The organism is Methylobacterium sp. J-077 (assembly GCF_022829365.1).
GTDB lineage: Bacteria > Pseudomonadota > Alphaproteobacteria > Rhizobiales > Beijerinckiaceae > Methylobacterium.
The window spans coordinates 67,092-84,746 of sequence record NZ_JAKSYJ010000246.1; the positions used below are offsets into that span (position 1 = coordinate 67,092).

Below are 17,655 nucleotides of genomic sequence, written 5' to 3' on the forward strand. Positions count from 1 at the left end.
GTGCGGCTCCTCCTTATCAACCCGAACACCTCGGCCGCGATGACGGCCCGCATGGAGCGGGAAGCAGCGGCCGTGCTTGCTCCCGACGTGACGCTCACCGGGCTGACGGCCGCCCGGGGCCTGCCCTACATCGCGAGCCGCGCGGAGGCGCAGCTCGCCGGTGGAGCGGTGCTGGAGACCCTGGCCGAGCATCAAGCCGGCTACGACGCCGCCGTGATCGCTGCCTTCGGGGATCCCGGGCTGATCGCGGCGCGGGAGCTGTTCGACCTGCCCATCGTCGGCATGGCCGAGGCCGCGATGCTGACCGCCTGCCTGCTCGGCCAGCGCTTCGGCCTCGTGACCTTTTCGGGCACGCTGCTGCCCTGGTACGAAGATGCCGTAGCCCTCTCCGGCCTCTCGGCCCGCTGCGCCTGCGTCCGGGCGGTCGCGGCTGCGTTCCGCTCGGTCGCTGAGGTCCAGCACGAGTTGGAGGACGAGATCGTCGCCCTGGCCAATCGGGCCGTCACCGAGGACGGAGCCGATACGGTGATCCTGGCCGGCGCCCCGCTGACCGGCCTCGCCGTGCGGGTCAGAGACCTGGTGCCGGTACCGCTGATCGATCCGCTGGCGGCCGCCCTCGGTCAGGCGCAGGCGGTGGTTCGGCTCGGTGCGCGTCCGCCGCGCGCGGGCCGCTTTGCCCGGCCTCCGGCCAAGCCTGCCACCGGGCTGGCACCGGCGCTGCGGCGCTGGATCGAGCGGGACGACGGCTGATTGACGCCGCTCAATGCGGCGCGAACAGGCTGCCCCAGCCGGTGATCCCTGCGGTCTCTAGCCCGGCGAGGTCCATCGCCTTCCACAGGCTGACCGCCACGGAATCGAAGACCGGGATCCCGAGTTCCGCCTCCAGGGCGGGCGCGATGGCCGCCCCCGCGAGGTTGGTGCAGACGATGGCGGCCGCCTCGGCGCCCTCGGCCGCCACGGCGCGGACCATCCCGGCGATCTCGACCTCGTCGGCCTCCGCGAAGGCAAAGTTCTCCGACAGGCCGAGATGCCGCTCGGTCGAGCAATCGAGCCCTTCGACCTGCCAATTCGCTTGGATCCGTGCCTGGACGTCGCCCGTATAGGGCGTCACCAGCCCGACGCGCGTGATCCCGCGCCTGCGGAACAGGTCGCGGAAGGCGAGCGCCGAGGTCGAGGCCGGCACGCCGGTCCGCTGCGTGATCGCCTCCGACAGGGCCGCATCGTACGCGAAGCCGAGCCAGGCGCCCGCCGTACCGTTCCACAGGATCGCGGCGACGCGGGCATCGGCCAGCAGGTCCGAGGCGGCCAGCATCGGCGCCTGATCGAACTGATCGCGTGCGGCCGTCGACAGCCCGATCTGCGTCACCCGCAGGCGCGCGAAATGGGCGGTGATCCCGGGTTGCCCGACCAGCATGCGTGCCGTCATCGGCTCGAGGACGCTGTTCGAGGATGGCGTCAGCATCCCGAGCCTGATGGACCGCCGCATGTTCACCTTCAGGCTCTCACCACTACGGCTCAGCGCGAGCCATGCCGGCGCCTTGGCAAGGATCATTCCGACGCGGGCGGCACGGAAGTGGCAGGGTGGTGCCGTCGCGGCTCGGCTCGGAGCTGCACGTCGGGAGTATCGGGATGGACAGGGTATCAGCGATCGACGCGGCGGTCCGTGCGCAGCGCGGCCGGGTGGAAGCCCTGTTCGACGAACTCGCCCGGTGCGGTCGTACGGATCCCGGCTTCACGCGGCCCTCCTATAGCCCGGAGGAGACCGGAGCGCACGCCATCGTAGCGCGCTGCGGCGCCGATCTCGACCTCGCGATCCACCGGGATATCGCCGCCAACACCACCATGACGCTGCCAGGGCAGGATCGGAGCTTACCGCCGATCCTGATCGGCTCCCACCTCGACACCGTGGCGCAGGGGGGGAACTTCGACGGCGCCGCCGGCGTGGTGGCCGGTCTCGCGGCCGTCGCGGCGCTTCGCGCGCTCAGGCTGATCCCGGAGCGCGACATCACCGTCATGGGCGTCCGCGCCGAGGAGAGCGTCTGGTTCCAAGTCTCCTATATTGGCAGCCGGGCGGCGCTCGGAGCCCTGCCGGACGGGGCGCTCGACGTCCCGCGGATCGACAGCGGCCTCAGTCTCGCCGTGCACATCGCCCGGGAGGGCGGTGATCCGGACGCGCTGCGCTGCGGCCGGTCCGCCCTCGACGCCGCCGCGATCCACGCCTTCCTGGAGGTGCATATCGAGCAGGCGCCGAGCCTTGAGGAGGCCGGGATTCCGGTCGGCCTCTGCACCGGGATCCCGGGCAATGTCCGCTACCCCGACGTCCGGATCGTCGGGCGCCACGATCATGTCGGCACGCCTCGCCGCTTCCGCCGCGACGCCGCCATGGCGGGCGCCGAGATCGCCCTGGCCCTCGACCGCGTCTGGGCGGCGCACGAGGCGGCTGGCTGCCCGATGGCGGTCACTTTCGGCCGGTTCCACACTGACACCGCGGTTCATGGCCTGACGACTGTCCCTGGGGCGTTTCACTTCAGCCTCGATATGCGCGCCTACGCGGCCGAGGTGCTGACGGAGCTGGAGGCTGCGTTCCTGGCGGCGGTGAAGGAGGTCTCGGAGCGCCGCGGCGTCACGGTAGCTCTGGGCTCCCGCGCCGAGGCTGGCGTCGGCGTGGTCTCGCCTCGGATCCGTGACGGGCTCGCGGCCGCCGCAGACGCGCTCGGCATCGCCATCCGGCCCCTCGGCAGCCCGGCCTCCCACGACGCCGCCGCTTTCGCCAAGGCCGGCGTGCCGATGGCCATGCTGTTCGTGCGCAACGCCAACGGCAGCCACAACCCGGACGAGGCCATGGCGGTCGACGACCTCCTCGACGCAGTGGCGATCCTGACCGCCTGGCTGGTGGCGGAGGCCTGCGGCGGCTGAGGTTGGCTCGTCAGGCGGCGAAGCGCGCGAGGGCGCCGGTGGGCGTGCCGAGTACCGCGTCGTCGCGCATCACGGGGTGGCCGCGCACGATCGTGGCGACGGGCCAGCCGGTCACGGCGGTGCCGGCGAACGGCGTCCAGCCGCAGGGCGAGACGATCCAGGAATCCTCGATCCGACGCCGCGCCTTCAGGTCCACGAGGGTGAAGTCGGCGTCGTAGCCGGCGGCGATCCGGCCCTTGCCGGCGAGGCCGTAGACCCGGGCCGGGCCGGCAGCCATCAGGTTGACGAGGCGCGCCAGCGACAGGCGCCCGGCCGCGACGTGGTCGAGCATGATTGGCACCAGGGTCTGGACCCCGGTGAGGCCGGCCGGGCAGTCCGGCCAGGGCCGCTCCTTGGCGGCCCGCGCGTGGGGGGCGTGGTCGCTGCCGATCGTATCGACGGTCCCGTCGCGCAAGGCCGCCCAGGCCGCCGCCCGATGCCGCTCGCCGCGGATCGGCGGGTTCATCACGCCGAAGCCGCCCAGCGTGTCGTAGCAGTCCGGGGCCACCTGGGTGAGGTGGTTGACCAGCACCTCGACGGTGGCGACGTCGCGGAAATCGCGTAGGTAGGCGAGTTCCTCGGCCGTCGAGACGTGCAGGATGTGGGTCGCCCGTCCGGTTTTCCGCGCGAGCGCCATGAGGCGCCGCGTGCCCAGGAAGGCGCATTCCTCGTCGCGCCACTCCATGTGGGTCCGGTACGGCTGCCCTCGGCTGAACAGCGTCTTGCGGGCCTGGAGTCGGTCCTCATCCTCGCTGTGGAAGGCCATGCGCCGATGGCCCGAACGCATCGCCCGCTCGAGATGGGCATCGTCCTCGATCATCAGCGCCGCCGTGGAGCTGCCGGCGAAGACTTTGACGGCACAGACCCCCGGCTCGCGCTCCAGCGCGGCGAGGGCGTCGATGTTGGCCTTCGTGCCGGCCACGTAGAGGCCGATGTCGCACCAGCTCCGGCCCACGACGTAATCGCGCTTCCAGGCGAGGCGCTCGGCATCGGCGATCGGCGGGACGGTGTTGGGCATGTCGAACACGGTGGCGATCCCGCCCAGCACCGCGGCGCGGGTGCCGGTCTCGATCGTCTCCACCGCCGGGTCGCCGGGATCGCGCAGGTGCACGTGGCTGTCGATCAGCCCGGGCAGGACGTGCAGGCCCGCGGCGTCGATCACCGACTCCGCGGTGGCATCGGCTGACGACGCGAGGTCCGCGATGCGCCCATCGCGGATGCCGAGATCGATCGTCTCGGTTCCCCACGGTGTGACGCAGGTGCCGCCGCGGATCAGCAGGTCGTAATGCATCGCCGTGTCCTTCTTACGGGGCCGCCCGGAGCAGCACCGCCCCGAGGGCGGCCGCGACCGCCTGCTGGCCGGGCTCGACGACCGGCCGCCCGATGGCCCGCTCGATCCCGGCCCGATGCGGCGCCATGCCGGCGCAGCCGAGCACGAGGACGTCGGCACCGTCGCGCTCGACCAGGGTCTGTGCCGCCGCGATCAGGCGGTCGCGGATGGCCTCCCCCGCCGTCTCGTCCGCCCGCGCCTCGACCGGCCGGCTGCCGGCATAGCGTTCACCGAGGCCCATCTGGCGGACCATCCGGCGCTGGCGCCGAACGCTGCCCTCCGACAGGGCGACAATCCCGAAGCGCTCGCCCAGGGTAAGGGCGCGGAGGATACCCCACTCGGCGATGCCCATCACGGGCCGGCCCCCGGCGACCTCGCGGGCGGTGTGCAGGCCCGGGTCGCTGAAGCAGGCGATGACGAAGGCGTCCGCCGCATCCGCCGCGATGCGCCGGGCCAGCGGCATCACGACGGAATCGGCGTCCTGCTGGGATCCGATGCTCGCCGGCCCCTCGGGCAGGTCTGTCACCGCGATGGCGGGGCCGCCGGCGAGGCGCAGCGGGTCCAGCGCCGCGTCGATGGCGGCGGTCACGCTCGGGGAGGAGTTCGGATTAATGACCAGGATGCGCGCGGACCTGACGGCGCCGAGATGGTGCATGCCGCCTCCTGCTGAACCGGCGCGATGGCCTGCCACTGACGATAGTGGCCGGCGCAATGCGAAACCCGGGCCGTACCGTCCCCGGTGCAACCCGGAAGGCACTGATCTTGCCCACCCCAGCGACCCAAGGGAGAGGTGATCGATGCACGACGACGCAGCGGACGAGTCGACCGGTGTCACCCTGGTGCAGGGAGCCCGGTGGGTCGTCGCCTGGGACCCCGACAGCGGCGGCCACATCTATCGCACCGGTGCGGATGTGGTCTTCGCCGACGGCGTCCTCACCCATGTCGGGCCGGGCTATGCGGGGCCACCGCCGGATCGGACCATCGACGCCGCCGGCTGCCTGATCATGCCGGGGCTCGTCGACATCCACACCCATCTGTTCTCGGAGCCGATGAACAAGGGCATGTGGGACGAGGTCGGCAGCCAGCGCCTCTACAACACCTCGCTCTACGAGTACCTGCCGATCCTGCGGCCCGACGCGGAGGGCACGCGGGCGGCCTACGGGGTGGCGCTCGCCGAGCTCGCGTTGTCGGGCGTCACCACGGTCTGCGACCTTGCCCTGCCGAGCGACGGCTGGCTCGATCTCCTGGGTGCCTCGGGCCTGCGGGTCTGCATCGCCCCGATGTTCCGCTCGGGCCGCTGGCTCACCCGGAACGGCCACAGCGTGGAATACGAGTGGGACGCGGCGGCGGGCGAGCGCGGCTTGGAGCAGGCGCTTACCGAGATCGCAGCGGCAGAGCGTCATCCGAGCGGGCGCCTGTCCGGCATGCTCTGCCCGGCCCAGGTCGACACCTGCACGGCGGAGTTGCTGCGGGACGCTCATGCCGAGGCGATCACGCGCGACCTGCGCTTCCATACGCACGCGGCGCAGTCCCTGTCGGAGTTCCACGAGATCACCCGCCGCACCGGGATGACGCCGATCGAGTGGCTCGACGATCTCGGCGTAATCACCGAGCGCACCATCGTGGGCCACGGGATCTTCCTCGACGACCATCCCTGGACCCACTGGCACAGCCCGGGCTCGGACATGCGGCGCCTCGCCGAACGCGGCGCCACGGTCGCCCATTGCCCGACGGTCTTCGCCCGCCGCGGCATCGCGCTTCACCATTTCGGCCGCTACCTACAGGCGGGGGTCAACATGGGCATCGGCACCGATGTCTACCCGCACAACATGCTCGACGAGATGCGCCTCGTCTCGTACCTCGCCCGGGTCGTCGCCGAGAACCCGCGCGATACCCGCGCGGCGGACGTGTTCCACGCCGCCACGGTGGGCGGCGCGAAGGCCCTCGGGCGCGCCGACATCGGACGGCTCGCGCCGGGCTGCAAGGCCGATTTCGTGCTCGTCGACTGCGCGCATCCGGCGATGCGCCCATGTCGCGATCCCGTGCAGTCGCTGATTTACTCGGCCGGCGACCGAGCGGTCCGGCAGGTCATCGTCGGCGGCCGCGAGATCGTGCGCGACGGCCGCGCCCTGACGATCGACTACGCTTCCGCCGCGGCGGCGCTGGAGGAGGCGCAGGGCCGTGCGCTCGCGCAGATCCGGCAGCTCGACTGGGCGGGGCGCGGCCCCGACGCGATCGCGCCGCCGACCTTCCCGGGGCTGTGACGCCCCGGGCTCCTCAGGCGGGCCGCACGTTCCAGAAGGTCGGGAACCCGTCGAGGATGCCGGTGAGGCCGGAGCGGTAGGCGGTCGGCTGCAGGTACTGGCCCAGCGGGTAGTAGGGCACGTCCTGCATCGCCTGGAGCTGGATGTCCCGGCAGAGGGCGGCGCGGGCCGCCTCGTCCGGGGCGGTGAACCACGCGTCGCGTAAGGACTCGATCCGCGGGGTCGTGGCCCAGCCGGCATAGCCGGTCTCGCCCGTCCCGCGCAGGGCGATGTAGCCGGCGGGGTTCAGCCAATCCATGCCGGACCAGTTGGTCACGAAGGCGCTCCAGCCGCCCTCGGAGACCGGCCCCTTGCGGTTACGCCGCTGCAGCATCGCGTTGAACTCGACCGCGTAGACCTCGACGGTCATGCCGACGCGCTGGAGCAGGTCGGCCGCGACCTGGCCGAGCGCCAGCAGGGGCGCCGAGTTCGACGGCACCATCAGCAGCACCGTCTCGCCATTGTAGCCGGCGGCCTTCAGCTCGGCGCGCACCCGGGCCGGATCGCGCGCATCGGTGAGCGGCCCGAGCCCGTCCGTCGAGGCCATCGGGGTGTCGGGGCAGAAGAAGCCGAGGGGCACGTGGAACAGGCCGGGATCGTCTACGCCCACGACGCCCTGCATGCAGGCGGTCTGGTCGATCCCGCCCCACAGCGCCCGCCGGATCGCCGGATTGTTGAAGGGCGGCTGCAGATGGTTGACCCGCAGCATCGTGACAAAGCCGGTCGTGTCGAGCACGCGGGTGGTCACGCCCTTCGCGGCCTTAAGCAGGCCGAGCTGGTCATGCGAGGCGTATTCCTGCCAGTCGGCCTCGCCGGCGATCAGCGCGGATGTCGCTGTCGAGGTGTCGCCGATCACCCGCCACTCGACCCGGTCGTAATGGACCACCTTCGGACCCGAGGTCCATGTGGGCGCGCCGTCCTTGCGGGGCACGTAGCCCTCGAAGCGGGTATAGACCGTGCGGTCTCCGGGCACGCGCTCGTCCGCCTTGAAGCGAAACGGGCCTGAGCCGATCAGCTCCGGCACCTGCTGGAACGGGTCGGTGATCGCGAGGCGCTCCGGCATCATGGCGCAGACCGGCACCGAGGCCTTGCCCAGCGCGATCGGCAGCAGCGGGAACGGCTGCTTGAGCTGGAACCGGATGGTCCGGTCGTCGGGCGCCGAGAGTTCGTCGGTCATCGCCATCAGCGAGCCGCCGAACGGATCGCGCTTGGCCCAGCGCCGGAGGGAGGCGACGCAGTCGCGGGCGAGCACCGGGGTGCCGTCGTGGAAGCGCAGGCCCTCGCGCAGGGTCAGGTCCCAGCGGCGCCCGTCCTGCTCGATCCGGTGGCCCTCGACCATCTGCGGCGTGGCGCGGTAAGCGCCGTCCATGCCGTAGAGTGTGTCGAAGACCATGTAGCCGTGGTTGCGGGTGATGTACGCGAAGGTCGTCACCGGATCGAGGGTGACGAGATCCTGCTGCGGGATGAAGCGCAGGGTTGTTGTAGCCTCTGCGCGGACCAGGGATGGTGCCGCGACTGCGCTCGCAACGACGGCTCCGGCTCCCTGCAACAGCGTACGCCGCTTCATCGGACAACCCCACTTTGCGCGGGCGGTGATTGGACAACCGCTCGCGGTAGTCCGGTACGATCACCAGACCCGGCAACCCGCAGGCTTGCAGGAACGAGGCCGCGGTCCGTCGGATTCGCCCGTCGAGGGTACCCCTTTGCCGGCAGGCTGGCACTGTCGGAGACTGTGCGCGACCAATCGAGCACATCGGCATCCTGAAGTTGCGCCAGCTTCGCGCGGTGCGGGGCCGCCGAGCCGCCGCGAAATCGTCTTGCCGACGCAGCCAACCTCGGAACGCGGTGAATGCTTCCACAGCATCCCGGTACGCAAGATCAGGATGATGCCTGCCAGCGCCGCCTCGTCCGAGGCGCGCGGCCTCCCGCCTTTCGGTTGCTCAAGCTCAGATGGCAGGAGCGGCTCGCCCCCCGCCCAGAGGTCGTCGGATACTTGCGCGTCTATACCCGCCTAATTTGCCTACTGCGGATTTGTTCGGCGTTCTCAGGCCTCCGCGCTTGTCCAATCGCGTCCGCTCATGAGGCATTGTCGAGGCTAGCCCGATGACCGGATTGGGCGCAAAGCCGAACGGCCGGTTTTGCTCTCATTAGCTGCCCAGCAGGGCGTAATATGTCCGAAAGCTGCCTGTCTCCTTCGGAGCTCAAGCGGGAGATAAGCGGACCTTCCTCTCGGCTTAAATACATCCCCCACATCGACCTTCAGGGGTTCGTCCGTTGCCGCTACTTCCTTCGAGTGGGCCATCCGTCCCAGCGATCTGTCGAAGACCTCGTTGTCGTTGAGATCCAGTTCTATCGCCGTTGCTCCCTCTCGCCATTCACCTCGGGTTTGTGCCGAGCCCGGCGGGCTTGACGAAGGAAAGGCTCCGTAGAGAACTTTGCGGACCGCCGCTTGCATTCTGTCACAGCTGAGAAACAGGAGTGTTGCCGGACCGAGCTTCCAGTCGGGCGGGCTTCCTCTGAAGCTTGACGTGACTCGACCTACCGAGCTCATTGGCGAGCGCGGCAGCCGACCCACGGAGCTGATGCGATGAGGCAGACGACGCTGATCAAAGGTGCTGACTGGGCAATCGCCTGGGACGCCGCGGCGGGCCAACATGTCTACCGGCGCGCCATCGATGTCGCCTTCACCGAGGACCACATCCTGCATGTCGGGCCCGGCTTCACAGGGGCTGCCGACCAGACGCTCGACGGGCGCGACCTGATGGTGATGCCCGGCCTCGTCGACGTGCATTCTCATCTCGGGCACGAGCCAGTCTACCGCGGCATCCGCGAGGAGCACGGCCTCCCGAGTATGTACATGACCGGACTGTACGAGCGCTCCCAGGCCTTCGATACCACCGATCCCGATCTGCGCTGCGCCGCCACCGAGGTCGCCCTGTGCGAGCTCCTGAAGAGCGGCGTCACCAGTATCTGCGACATTAGTTCACCCTATGAGGGCTGGTCCGAGACCATCGCTAAGAGTGGCGTTCGGGGCTTCCTCGCTCCCGGTTTCGCCTCGGCCCGCTGGCGCCTGGAGAACGGCCACAGCTTGGGATTCGCCTGGGACGAGGCGGCTGGCCGTCGCGGCCTTGACACTGCCCTCGCCCTCATCGACAGCCTGCCCGCGCACCCGTCGGGCCGGCTTTCTGGCGTCGTCTCGCCGATGCAGATCGAGAACTGCACCGACGATCTCCTGCGCGACAGCCGTGCCGCCGCGCTCGAGCGGGGTACCCCCTTTACCCTTCACCTCGCCCAGGGCGTTCTCGAGCTGCAGGAGATGACGCGCCGTCATGGCGTCACCTCAATCCGCCACGCGGCCGACCTCGGGATCCTCGGGCCAGGAACCATCCTGGGTCATGCCATATTCCTCGACACCCATTCCTGGATCCGGGGCTGGACCCGCGACGACCTGCGCCTCTTGGCTGAAAGCGGCTGCGCGGTCGCGCACTGCCCGACGCCGTTCGCCCGCTATGGCCATCTCCTCGAGAGCTTCGGCGCCTACGTGCGCGCTGGGATTACGATGGCGCTCGGCACCGACACGAGCCCGCACAACATGCTGGAGGAAATCCGCAAGGCGGGCACCCTCAGCCGGATCGCCGCTCGCGACATCACCGATGTCTCGACCGGTATGCTGTTCCACGCCGCGACGGTGGGCGGCGCAAAATCACTGCTACGCGACGACCTCGGCCGGCTGGCTGTTGGTACGCGGGCCGACGTCGTGCTCGTCGATCTCAAGCAACCCGATATGATGCCGGCCCGCGACCCGCTGCGCTCGCTCGTCTTCCACGCAGCCGACCGGGCGGTGCGGCACGTGTTCGTGGCGGGTCGTCAAGTGGTGGCGGACGGGCAGGTGGTGCACCTCGACCATCGCGCTGCTGCCGAGCGCCTTACCGAGGCGCAGGTGCGGATGATGGCCCTGTGCCCCGCCCGCGACTACCGCGGGCGGGCGGTCGACGAGCTTACCCCATTGAGTTTGCCGATGGACGGCTGCGGGCGCCCCGAGCAGCCGTGAAGCCCCTGTCCTCAGGGCACCGTTGCATGCAGCGGCATTTTGGAACAAAGTGCGAACGCAACCCAATTCGCGAGAAGGGCGGCTATACGGACATGGCACGCTACCGCTTTCATTGCACCAACGGCCTGGAGTGCGTCCTCGACCCTGTCGGTCAGGAGATCCGCTCGGCCGCACGCCTGCCCGAGAGAGCGCGAGCCGTCGCCGGCCAGGTCATGAACAAACTCGACCGAAGCGCAGATTGGCGCGAATGGCAGGTCAGCGTCCATGATCTGCGCGGGCATCGGGTGCTCGTGCAGCCGTTCGGGATGGATGCGAAGCGCCTACTGCGCGCCGCCTGAGCCCACACGGACAACGTCATGTCATCCCCGAGTCCCGGCCGCACGCTGTTCTTCTTCGAAAAACCCTCGGCGATGCGGCAGCTGCAGCGCTTCTTCCGCTCGCCGAACACCATTTGCGTGGCCGCCGAAGGGCACCTGCTGTCGGCCGAGGAGCCAGGCAGTATTCGACCCGAGTGGAAGCCCTGGCGCTTCGATGCGTTGCCCATCGTGCTCGATACAATCCCGGTCTGTCATGGCACGAACCGGTCCGGCCACTCGCACGAGCCGAAGATCGCAGCCATCCGGCAGGCGCTGAACGGCGTCGAGCGCGTGATCATCGCCACCGATCCCGGCCGCGAAGGCTCGATGATCGCCTGGGAGGTGCTGGAGCACCTCGGCTGGCGCGGACGGGTCGACCGGCTCAAGCTCGGCGCGCTCGACGATGTCTCGATCCGGCGTGCCTTCGCGGCCCTGGCCAAGGAACCCAGTTCGGGAGAGCGCGACTACGCCGCCTACCTCGAAGCGCTGTGCAGGCAGTACGAGGACTACCACCTCGGCCTGAACGGCACACGGGCCATCTCGCTGCGCCTGCGCCCGCCTGCTTTCCGGGAGCCCTGGCGCTTCGGCGGCGTGCAGACGCCCACCCTCGCCATCCTGGCTGACCTGGAGGAGCGCATCCGCTCCTTCGTGCCGCAGGACTTCTTCAAGGTCGCCTTGTACCTGGGCACCCGGTCCGGTGCGGAGCTGACCCTGTGGCATACGCCCAAGGAGCGGATCCTCGACTCGGGCGTCGCTGAGACGATCCGGACAGCCGCCGCGACGTGGGCGGGTCCGTTGGCCGTCGAGCACAAGGACGTGCGGCGCGCCCCGCCCCGGCTGTTCTCGAAAGACACCTTGGCACGGCGCTGCGCCAAGAGATTCGGCTGGGATCCACAGCACACGGCCGGCCTCGCCCAGGAGCTGTACGATCAGGGTTATCTCAGCTACCCGCGCACCGAGTCCGAGCACCTGCCGGAGGGGCAGGCGGGTGATGCCGCCGCGGTCGTAGCAGCTATCGCGACCGTGTTGACCGATGTGCGCACCGTCTTGCAGAGAGACGAGGTCCCGCTGATCCGACGCGGCACGAAGGGACACTACGTCAAGGATCCAGGCGAGCACCACGCTATCGTGCCCCTGTGCAAGGTGCCTGAGCGCAGCCGCCTGTCAGCCGATCAGTTCCGGCTGTGGGAACTGGTCGCGAAGGCGTACCTTGCCGCCCACCTTCCCGACGGCATAGACGCCCGCACCAGCGTCACCGTCGAGGTGGAGACCCCGCTGGGTCGGAAGCGGTTTGTCGTCTCCGGCAGAGTCGTGTGCGCGGCGGGCTGGCGTGCGATTTACGGCAGCGAGGCCGAGATTGAGGCGGACGTCGTGCCCGGCAAAACCAAGCTCGAGTCCGAGGCGGCGTCCGCGCGGCTGCCGGCCGTGTACGACGGCGAGGGCGCAACTGCCGCGAGCGCAGACGTCGCCACCGCAGTGACCGAGCCGCCGCGGCGGATCACCCGCGGCGAGTTGCCGGTGGTGATGGGTCGACTGATCGACCAAGTGGATGATCCGGCGGTCAAGCGTGCCCTGGAGAACCCGGTCAACCCGAACGAGCCTAAGGGTCTCGGCACGGCCGCCACTCGCGATACGATCCTGCCCAAGCTCCTGAAGAGCCGCTATATCATGCTGGCCAATGGCAAGGATCCAGCCATCGAGGTCACCGAGGTTGGACTGGCCTTCATCACGGCGGTTCGGCGCGTGTTCCCGGCCTACGGCGATCCGGTGGGACGCGCAATGTTCGAGGCGGAGTTGGCCGAGATCGGTCGCGCGGCCACGCGTGCCGAGGCAGAGCAGCGCGCGAACACCTTCCGGCAGCGCACGCGCGCGCGCCTCGATGAGTTGATCGCCGCGATCGCGACCGCGCCGACGATCAACCTCGATCCGAGCCTGATCCCGTCCGGTCAGGCCGACAATCGGCCGCCGACACCCGCGATGCTGTCGTTCGCGGTGAGTTTGGCCGAGCGAAAGGGCGTGAAGCTGCCACGCGGCTGCAAGAGCAGTGTGAGCGTCTGCCGGGCATTCCTCGACAGCCATTCCGGACCTCGTGCGCCACGGCAGGACGCCGAAGGACACTCCGGTACGGATCGGCCGCCGAGCGCGGCGATGCTGCGCTACGCTCAAAGCTTGGCTGAGGAGCAGGGCATTGCCTGTCCGCCCGAGGCCACGACAAGTTTCGAGGCATGCCGGCGCTTCCTCGATGCGCATGCTTCACAGACGGCTCATCAGGGCAGAAGCCGGCAAAGCCCTGTCTCACGGACGGGTAAAAATCCGGGCAGCAGATCGCGCAGACCAAACACCCGAACGCGAGCGTCGACGAAGAAGACTCGTCACAACGCCTGACCAACTCTGACATGCTGCATAGCCCGTGCAGCCTGCGCGATCACGTCGGCGATGCCGGTGATCGGCTCCGTGACAAGCACGGCTGCCTGCGCCAGACTTCCGGCAAAAGGTGACGAGGGAGGAGAAAGTGAAAGCTCTACCGGCTATGGCGCTTGCGCTTGGGGTACTCTGTGCACCGCAGGTCCGGGCAGACTGGTCGACCCCGGAGGGCACGCGGCAGGTCGAGGCGAATGGGTATCCGGTCACATACCAGGAGACGGGTTCGGGAGAGCCACTCGTCCTGGTGCACGGTTCGCTGAACGACTACCGGATCTGGTACGCGCAGGTGCCGGAATTTGCCAAGAAGTACCGCGTCATCACGATGAGCCTTCGCCACTACTATCCCGAAAAGTGGGACGGCAAAGGCGACGACTTCTCGGTCGGTCAGCACGCAGAAGACGTTGCGTCCCTGATCCAACAGCTTGGGCTGGGCAAGGTGCACCTGCTCGGGCACTCCCGTGGGGGTGCCGTCGTGCTGATGGTCGCCAAAGAGCATCCCGAGTTGATCAAAACCTTGATCTTGGAGGACGCGAGCGGCATGGAGAGCTTGTTGCCTGACACGCCCGAGAGCAGGAAGATGGCCTCCGAGACGAAAGAACTGGTCGGTGGGCTGCGCCGCAATTTGGCGGATGGCAATGTCGAGAAGGCAGCCCAGGATTTCACCGACGGGCTGGGCGGTCCAGGGACGTGGGCCAAGCGCTCGCAGGCACAGCGGCAGATCCTGCTCGACAACATGGGGACCGGGGTCGATAGCGGCGAGCGCGGGAACATCACCTGTGCCGACATCGCGAAGTTTAACTTCCCAGTCCTGACGTTCACGGGCGAGCGGAGCCCGAGGCGCTACGCGGAAGCCTTCGCCGCGGCCCATCGTTGCAACGTCGGAGTCCCGGCGCCTATCGTGATCCCGAACGCTGCTCACGCCATGAACCGCGAGAACCCGGAACCGTTCAATAAGGCAGTGCTGGAGTTCCTCTCGGAGCACTAGCCCACGCCCTGACTCAGAGCCTGTTTGAGCGCCTCTGCCGACCGTGCCCATCTGTCTCGTGAGCAAACACGAATTCCGCCTGGCGGGGCGGAGTGGAGAGCAGATGTGGACGGATCGACATCGGACGCGTCATGAGGCGCGTTTGAAGGACATGGTGCTGCGGACGGGCTTGGACGAGGTGGCCCGCTTTCTGGAGCGAGCCGATCCGCCTGTCAGTCCGGATGCAACGCCCGCGCGCCTGGTGCTGGCGGGGATCGCCTGGCACCTCCGGACAGGTGGCGGGTGGCGGGCACTGCCGGCGGGCTTTCCACCTTGGCGCACGGTCTATGGCTGGTTTCGTCGCTGGATCGCGAAGGGATTGTTCGAGACTTTGATGCGGGCGTCCGCACCGCTGCCAGCGGCGGCGGTGCGGACGCCGCCCGGTGCCGCGGCTGGCAATCATCGATACGCAAAGCGTCAAGTGTATCGGGGTGCGCGGGCCACGCGGCTACGATGGCGCCAAGAAGCTCGTCGGACGCAAACGCGTGGTCCTCGTCGATGCCGAAGGCCACGTTCTGGCGCTCGCGGTCGTGCCGGCCAACGTGCAGGATCGCGATACGCTGCCGGCCCTCGATGCGGGCAAGGAGATGTGGCCCAGCCTGCGCTTGGCCCTCTTCGACGGTGCCTTCACGGCCGAGCGCTGCCGAGGCTGGTGCCACGTACACGGCATGCGCCATCGCGTGGTCGAGAAACTGCCGGACCAGAAGGGCTTCGTCGTGCTGGAGCGGCGTTGGGTCGTCGAACGGACCTTCGGCTGGCTCAGCCATTGGGGCGGCCTCAACCGCGAGCGGGCCGGGCGCCTCGACGTCGCAACAGGGCGTCTCGCCTGCGCCGCCAGCCTCATGGCCGCCAATGCACTCAACAATCCAGCGTAAGATCAAGTGCTCAAACAGGCTCTCAGACCACGGTTGCGACCTTCGCCCCGTCCATCGTCACCGTCACACCGGTCACATAGCTAGCCCGCGCCGATGCCAGGAATACCACCGTCGCCGCCACTTCGTCCGGCTCGGCCATGCGCCCGAGCGGGATGGCTGCTTCAGCCTGAGCCAGGGCCTCATCGATGCCAACGCCCAACTGCGCAGCCTCAGCCTGAATGCCCTCCGCCACTCTGTCGGTGCGCGTGAGCCCGGGATTGACGCCGACAACGCGCACGCCGCGTCCGGCATAGGCTTGCGCCAGACCGGCCGTGGCCAGCATCAGTGCCGCATTGGCCGCCCCGCCGGCCAGATGGGTGGGCGCCGCTACCTTGCCGCCGTTGCCGATCACGTTGACGATCACGCCCCTGTCCCGCGCTGCCATCCGCTTCACCGCCGGATCGAACATGTTGATGTAGCTGAACAGCTTGGCATCGAACGCAGCGCGCCAGTGCTCCGGGGTCAGTTCGTCGGGTAGCGTGCGGCGGGCGGCGCCGGCACTGTTGACGAGCACATCGACCGGGCCGAGCTCAGCCTCCAGCGCGTCGAGGGCGGCGCGCGCCAGGACCGGATCAATGAGGTCGGCGGCGTACCCTACGATTCCGTCGAGCTGTTCACGCGCCCGGTCGAGATTGGCCTGTGAGCGGGAGACGATACCGACCTTCGCTCCCTCGTCGCGGAAGGCGCGGGCGCAGGCCAGCCCGATGCCTTTTGAGCCACCGGTGACGAGGACGACCTTGCCGTCGAGGCCCAGATCCATCGCCTTTACTCCTTCTCGCAGCGTCGCCCCCTCATCTCGGGTTCGTACCGGGCGCGGCAAGTGCGCCGGCTCTGCCGCCGCTGCGTGCGTGCGGTGGACGCGCCAGCCGTCTTCCTGAGGATCAGCCGCTTTTGGGAAAGTAGCCGCCGTGGCTGAACGACCAGCATCGGAGCGAAGCGACCGTCTGGATCTGGCCGAAAGCCGATCGTCGGTGTCGCTGCTGGCTAGCACTCTATCTGGACGCTCCGACGCGGCAATAGCTGTGGATCGGCGTCAAAGTATGAATATCGCAAAAGCCCTCCTCACTCACTGATTTCGTAAGCAAATATAAACTTTGGGTGGGGTCACGATTGGCATCGATCGTAGCTCCATCTCCCAATGAATTACATCCGAAATTGCAACGACTTGAACAGAGTTGCGATAGGGCTATGTTTCAGCGCCGATCTTTGTCCAGAAGAACGATGCGGATCAGTTCTACGCCGTTGTTCGGCTCGACGCCGATGTAGCGGGGTACGGAACGCGTGTTCATTAGTACCCAGAAGACGCAAACGCTTAAGAGCCTGGAGGCATCCATGCTGTTCCTTTAACAGGCCAGCGGCCAGTCAAGCAGGCGCGAACTGTCATCATCATAGACTTTCTCGCCTGGCGAGAAGAAATTTTCGGGATCCAAGATATCGGCCTGGACAGTCTCGGATTCGGGGCTGCACACTAGAGCCAACGAACAAGATTTCCGGGAGGAAGGATGCTGCTGGAGACAGCCGCGCCCCGCGTGGAGGAACCGCGCTCGTCTCTGTCGAAGGCGCTGGCATTGCTGGTCGTCGTCGCCGAGCGCAGCCAGAAGGGCGTCAGCCTGAGCTCCGCCGCCATGCGCACCGGTCTGCACGTCGCGACGGCCCACCGCCTGCTCACGGCCCTCGTCGACGAGAACTTCCTGAACTTCGATCCTTATACGAAGCGGTACTTCCTCGGGCTGATGCCCTACGAGATCGTCAACCGGGCAGGTCCCGATCTGGAGTTCCTTCAGCTCCGCAAGACGCTTCGCCCCTTCCTCGACATCGCGCAGCAGACCATCGGCGGCATCATCAATCTGTCGGTACCGTCCCAGGGGGAGTCCCTCTGCATCGCGGTCATCGAAGGACGCGCCCAGATCCTCGTCAGCACGCTGAAGGTGGGAGCCCGGCGCCCGCTCGGCGTCGGCGCGGCGAGCCTCGCCCTTCTGGCGGCGCATCCCGCCGGGGCTCGGGCGGCGATCATCGGACGCGAGGCCGAGAGGTACCTCAAGTACGGACGGCTGACGGCCGCGATCGCGACGGAGGCCTGCGAGCGTTTTCCGATCGACGGCTACGTCGTGAACGAGGCGCTGATCATCCCCGACATCGGTGCTCTGGCGATTCCGGTCTTCAAGGACGGCGCCCTGGTCTGCGCCGTCTCGGTCACCAACACGATCTCGTACCTGCACCCCGATGCCCGGGCCGGGCTCGCCGAGACCCTGCGCCGCGCCGTCGTGGATGCGGGCTTCCAAGCCGAGGCCGCCTGAC

General features: G+C 68.5%; 14 protein-coding genes and 2 pseudogenes. 10 read left to right on the top strand and 6 right to left on the bottom strand.

Annotated elements, in window-relative coordinates; translation table 11 throughout:
• Positions 1–750, top strand: coding sequence for an aspartate/glutamate racemase family protein (locus MKL11_RS31365; RefSeq protein ID WP_243950973.1), 750 nt, complete (start codon positions 1–3; stop codon positions 748–750).
• Between the two features lie 10 nt (positions 751–760).
• Here MKL11_RS31365 and MKL11_RS31370 read toward each other — a convergent pair whose 3' ends face one another.
• A complete protein-coding gene (locus tag MKL11_RS31370) occupies positions 761–1,486 on the bottom strand; it encodes an aspartate/glutamate racemase family protein (protein ID WP_243950975.1) in 726 nt (241 codons plus the stop codon).
• Between the two features lie 143 nt (positions 1,487–1,629).
• Here MKL11_RS31370 and MKL11_RS31375 point away from each other — a divergent pair, with 143 nt between their 5' ends.
• Positions 1,630–2,916, top strand: a complete 1,287-nt coding sequence (locus tag MKL11_RS31375; protein WP_243950977.1) for a hydantoinase/carbamoylase family amidase — start codon at positions 1,630–1,632, stop codon at positions 2,914–2,916.
• Positions 2,917–2,926: 10 nt separating this feature from the next.
• Here the strand turns inward: MKL11_RS31375 and MKL11_RS31380 are convergent, their stop codons facing one another.
• Positions 2,927–4,246, bottom strand: coding sequence for a dihydroorotase (locus MKL11_RS31380; protein WP_243950979.1), 1,320 nt, complete (start codon positions 4,244–4,246; stop codon positions 2,927–2,929).
• Positions 4,247–4,259: 13 nt separating this feature from the next.
• Positions 4,260–4,940, bottom strand: a complete 681-nt coding sequence (locus MKL11_RS31385) for an aspartate/glutamate racemase family protein (protein ID WP_243950981.1) — start codon at positions 4,938–4,940, stop codon at positions 4,260–4,262.
• A gap of 142 nt (positions 4,941–5,082) precedes the next feature.
• Between MKL11_RS31385 and MKL11_RS31390 the strand changes: the two genes are divergently transcribed.
• A complete protein-coding gene (locus tag MKL11_RS31390) occupies positions 5,083–6,549 on the top strand; it encodes an amidohydrolase family protein (RefSeq protein ID WP_243950983.1) in 1,467 nt (488 codons plus the stop codon).
• Positions 6,550–6,562: 13 nt separating this feature from the next.
• Here the strand turns inward: MKL11_RS31390 and MKL11_RS31395 are convergent, their stop codons facing one another.
• Positions 6,563–8,155, bottom strand: a complete 1,593-nt coding sequence (locus MKL11_RS31395) for an ABC transporter substrate-binding protein (protein WP_243950986.1) — start codon at positions 8,153–8,155, stop codon at positions 6,563–6,565.
• A 98-nt stretch (positions 8,156–8,253) separates the two neighbouring features.
• Positions 8,254–8,593: pseudogene (locus tag MKL11_RS31400) on the bottom strand (transposase); the annotation flags it as partial.
• A 582-nt stretch (positions 8,594–9,175) separates the two neighbouring features.
• Here MKL11_RS31400 and MKL11_RS31405 point away from each other — a divergent pair.
• The 6 genes and pseudogenes from MKL11_RS31405 (at position 9,176) to MKL11_RS31425 (ending at position 15,318) form a co-directional block, all read left to right on the top strand.
• Positions 9,176–10,639 (top strand): amidohydrolase family protein, encoded by a 1,464-nt coding sequence (locus MKL11_RS31405; protein ID WP_243950990.1) that lies wholly within the window; start codon positions 9,176–9,178, stop codon positions 10,637–10,639.
• A gap of 92 nt (positions 10,640–10,731) precedes the next feature.
• Positions 10,732–10,977 (top strand): DUF6894 family protein, encoded by a 246-nt coding sequence (locus MKL11_RS31410; protein WP_243950992.1) that lies wholly within the window; start codon positions 10,732–10,734, stop codon positions 10,975–10,977.
• An 18-nt stretch (positions 10,978–10,995) separates the two neighbouring features.
• Entirely contained in the window at positions 10,996–13,380 is a 2,385-nt protein-coding gene (locus MKL11_RS31415; protein WP_243950994.1) for a type IA DNA topoisomerase, read from the top strand.
• A gap of 283 nt (positions 13,381–13,663) precedes the next feature.
• Complete coding sequence (locus tag MKL11_RS31420) at positions 13,664–14,404, top strand: alpha/beta fold hydrolase (protein WP_243950996.1); 741 nt, start codon at positions 13,664–13,666, stop codon at positions 14,402–14,404.
• A 151-nt stretch (positions 14,405–14,555) separates the two neighbouring features.
• Positions 14,556–14,768: pseudogene (locus MKL11_RS33660) on the top strand (transposase); the annotation flags it as partial.
• Between the two features lie 58 nt (positions 14,769–14,826).
• The gene (locus tag MKL11_RS31425) at positions 14,827–15,318 is read left to right on the top strand and encodes a transposase (protein WP_243950998.1); all 492 of its coding nucleotides are present in this window, start codon (positions 14,827–14,829) and stop codon (positions 15,316–15,318) included.
• Positions 15,319–15,340: 22 nt separating this feature from the next.
• Here MKL11_RS31425 and MKL11_RS31430 read toward each other — a convergent pair whose 3' ends face one another.
• Positions 15,341–16,117 (bottom strand): SDR family oxidoreductase, encoded by a 777-nt coding sequence (locus MKL11_RS31430; RefSeq protein WP_243951000.1) that lies wholly within the window; start codon positions 16,115–16,117, stop codon positions 15,341–15,343.
• Positions 16,118–16,859: 742 nt separating this feature from the next.
• On the opposite strand from MKL11_RS31430, the gene MKL11_RS31435 reads away from it, so the two are divergent.
• Entirely contained in the window at positions 16,860–17,654 is a 795-nt protein-coding gene (locus MKL11_RS31435; protein WP_243951002.1) for an IclR family transcriptional regulator, read from the top strand.
• The last annotated feature ends 1 nt before the right edge of the window (position 17,655 follow it).

What these genes read in the sequence shown, in the direction of transcription:
- MKL11_RS31380 (WP_243950979.1), bottom strand. Translation starts at nt 4,246, where the DNA reads ATGCATTACGACCTGCTGATCCGCGGCGGCACCTGCGTCACACCGTGG.
- MKL11_RS31405 (WP_243950990.1), top strand. Translation starts at nt 9,176, where the DNA reads ATGAGGCAGACGACGCTGATCAAAGGTGCTGACTGGGCAATCGCCTGG.
- MKL11_RS31430 (WP_243951000.1), bottom strand. Translation starts at nt 16,117, where the DNA reads ATGGATCTGGGCCTCGACGGCAAGGTCGTCCTCGTCACCGGTGGCTCA.
- MKL11_RS31370 (WP_243950975.1), bottom strand. Translation starts at nt 1,486, where the DNA reads ATGCGGCGGTCCATCAGGCTCGGGATGCTGACGCCATCCTCGAACAGC.
- MKL11_RS31435 (WP_243951002.1), top strand. Translation starts at nt 16,860, where the DNA reads ATGCTGCTGGAGACAGCCGCGCCCCGCGTGGAGGAACCGCGCTCGTCT.
- MKL11_RS31385 (WP_243950981.1), bottom strand. Translation starts at nt 4,940, where the DNA reads ATGCACCATCTCGGCGCCGTCAGGTCCGCGCGCATCCTGGTCATTAAT.
- MKL11_RS31415 (WP_243950994.1), top strand. Translation starts at nt 10,996, where the DNA reads ATGTCATCCCCGAGTCCCGGCCGCACGCTGTTCTTCTTCGAAAAACCC.
- MKL11_RS31395 (WP_243950986.1), bottom strand. Translation starts at nt 8,155, where the DNA reads ATGAAGCGGCGTACGCTGTTGCAGGGAGCCGGAGCCGTCGTTGCGAGC.
- MKL11_RS31410 (WP_243950992.1), top strand. Translation starts at nt 10,732, where the DNA reads ATGGCACGCTACCGCTTTCATTGCACCAACGGCCTGGAGTGCGTCCTC.
- MKL11_RS31390 (WP_243950983.1), top strand. Translation starts at nt 5,083, where the DNA reads ATGCACGACGACGCAGCGGACGAGTCGACCGGTGTCACCCTGGTGCAG.
- MKL11_RS31375 (WP_243950977.1), top strand. Translation starts at nt 1,630, where the DNA reads ATGGACAGGGTATCAGCGATCGACGCGGCGGTCCGTGCGCAGCGCGGC.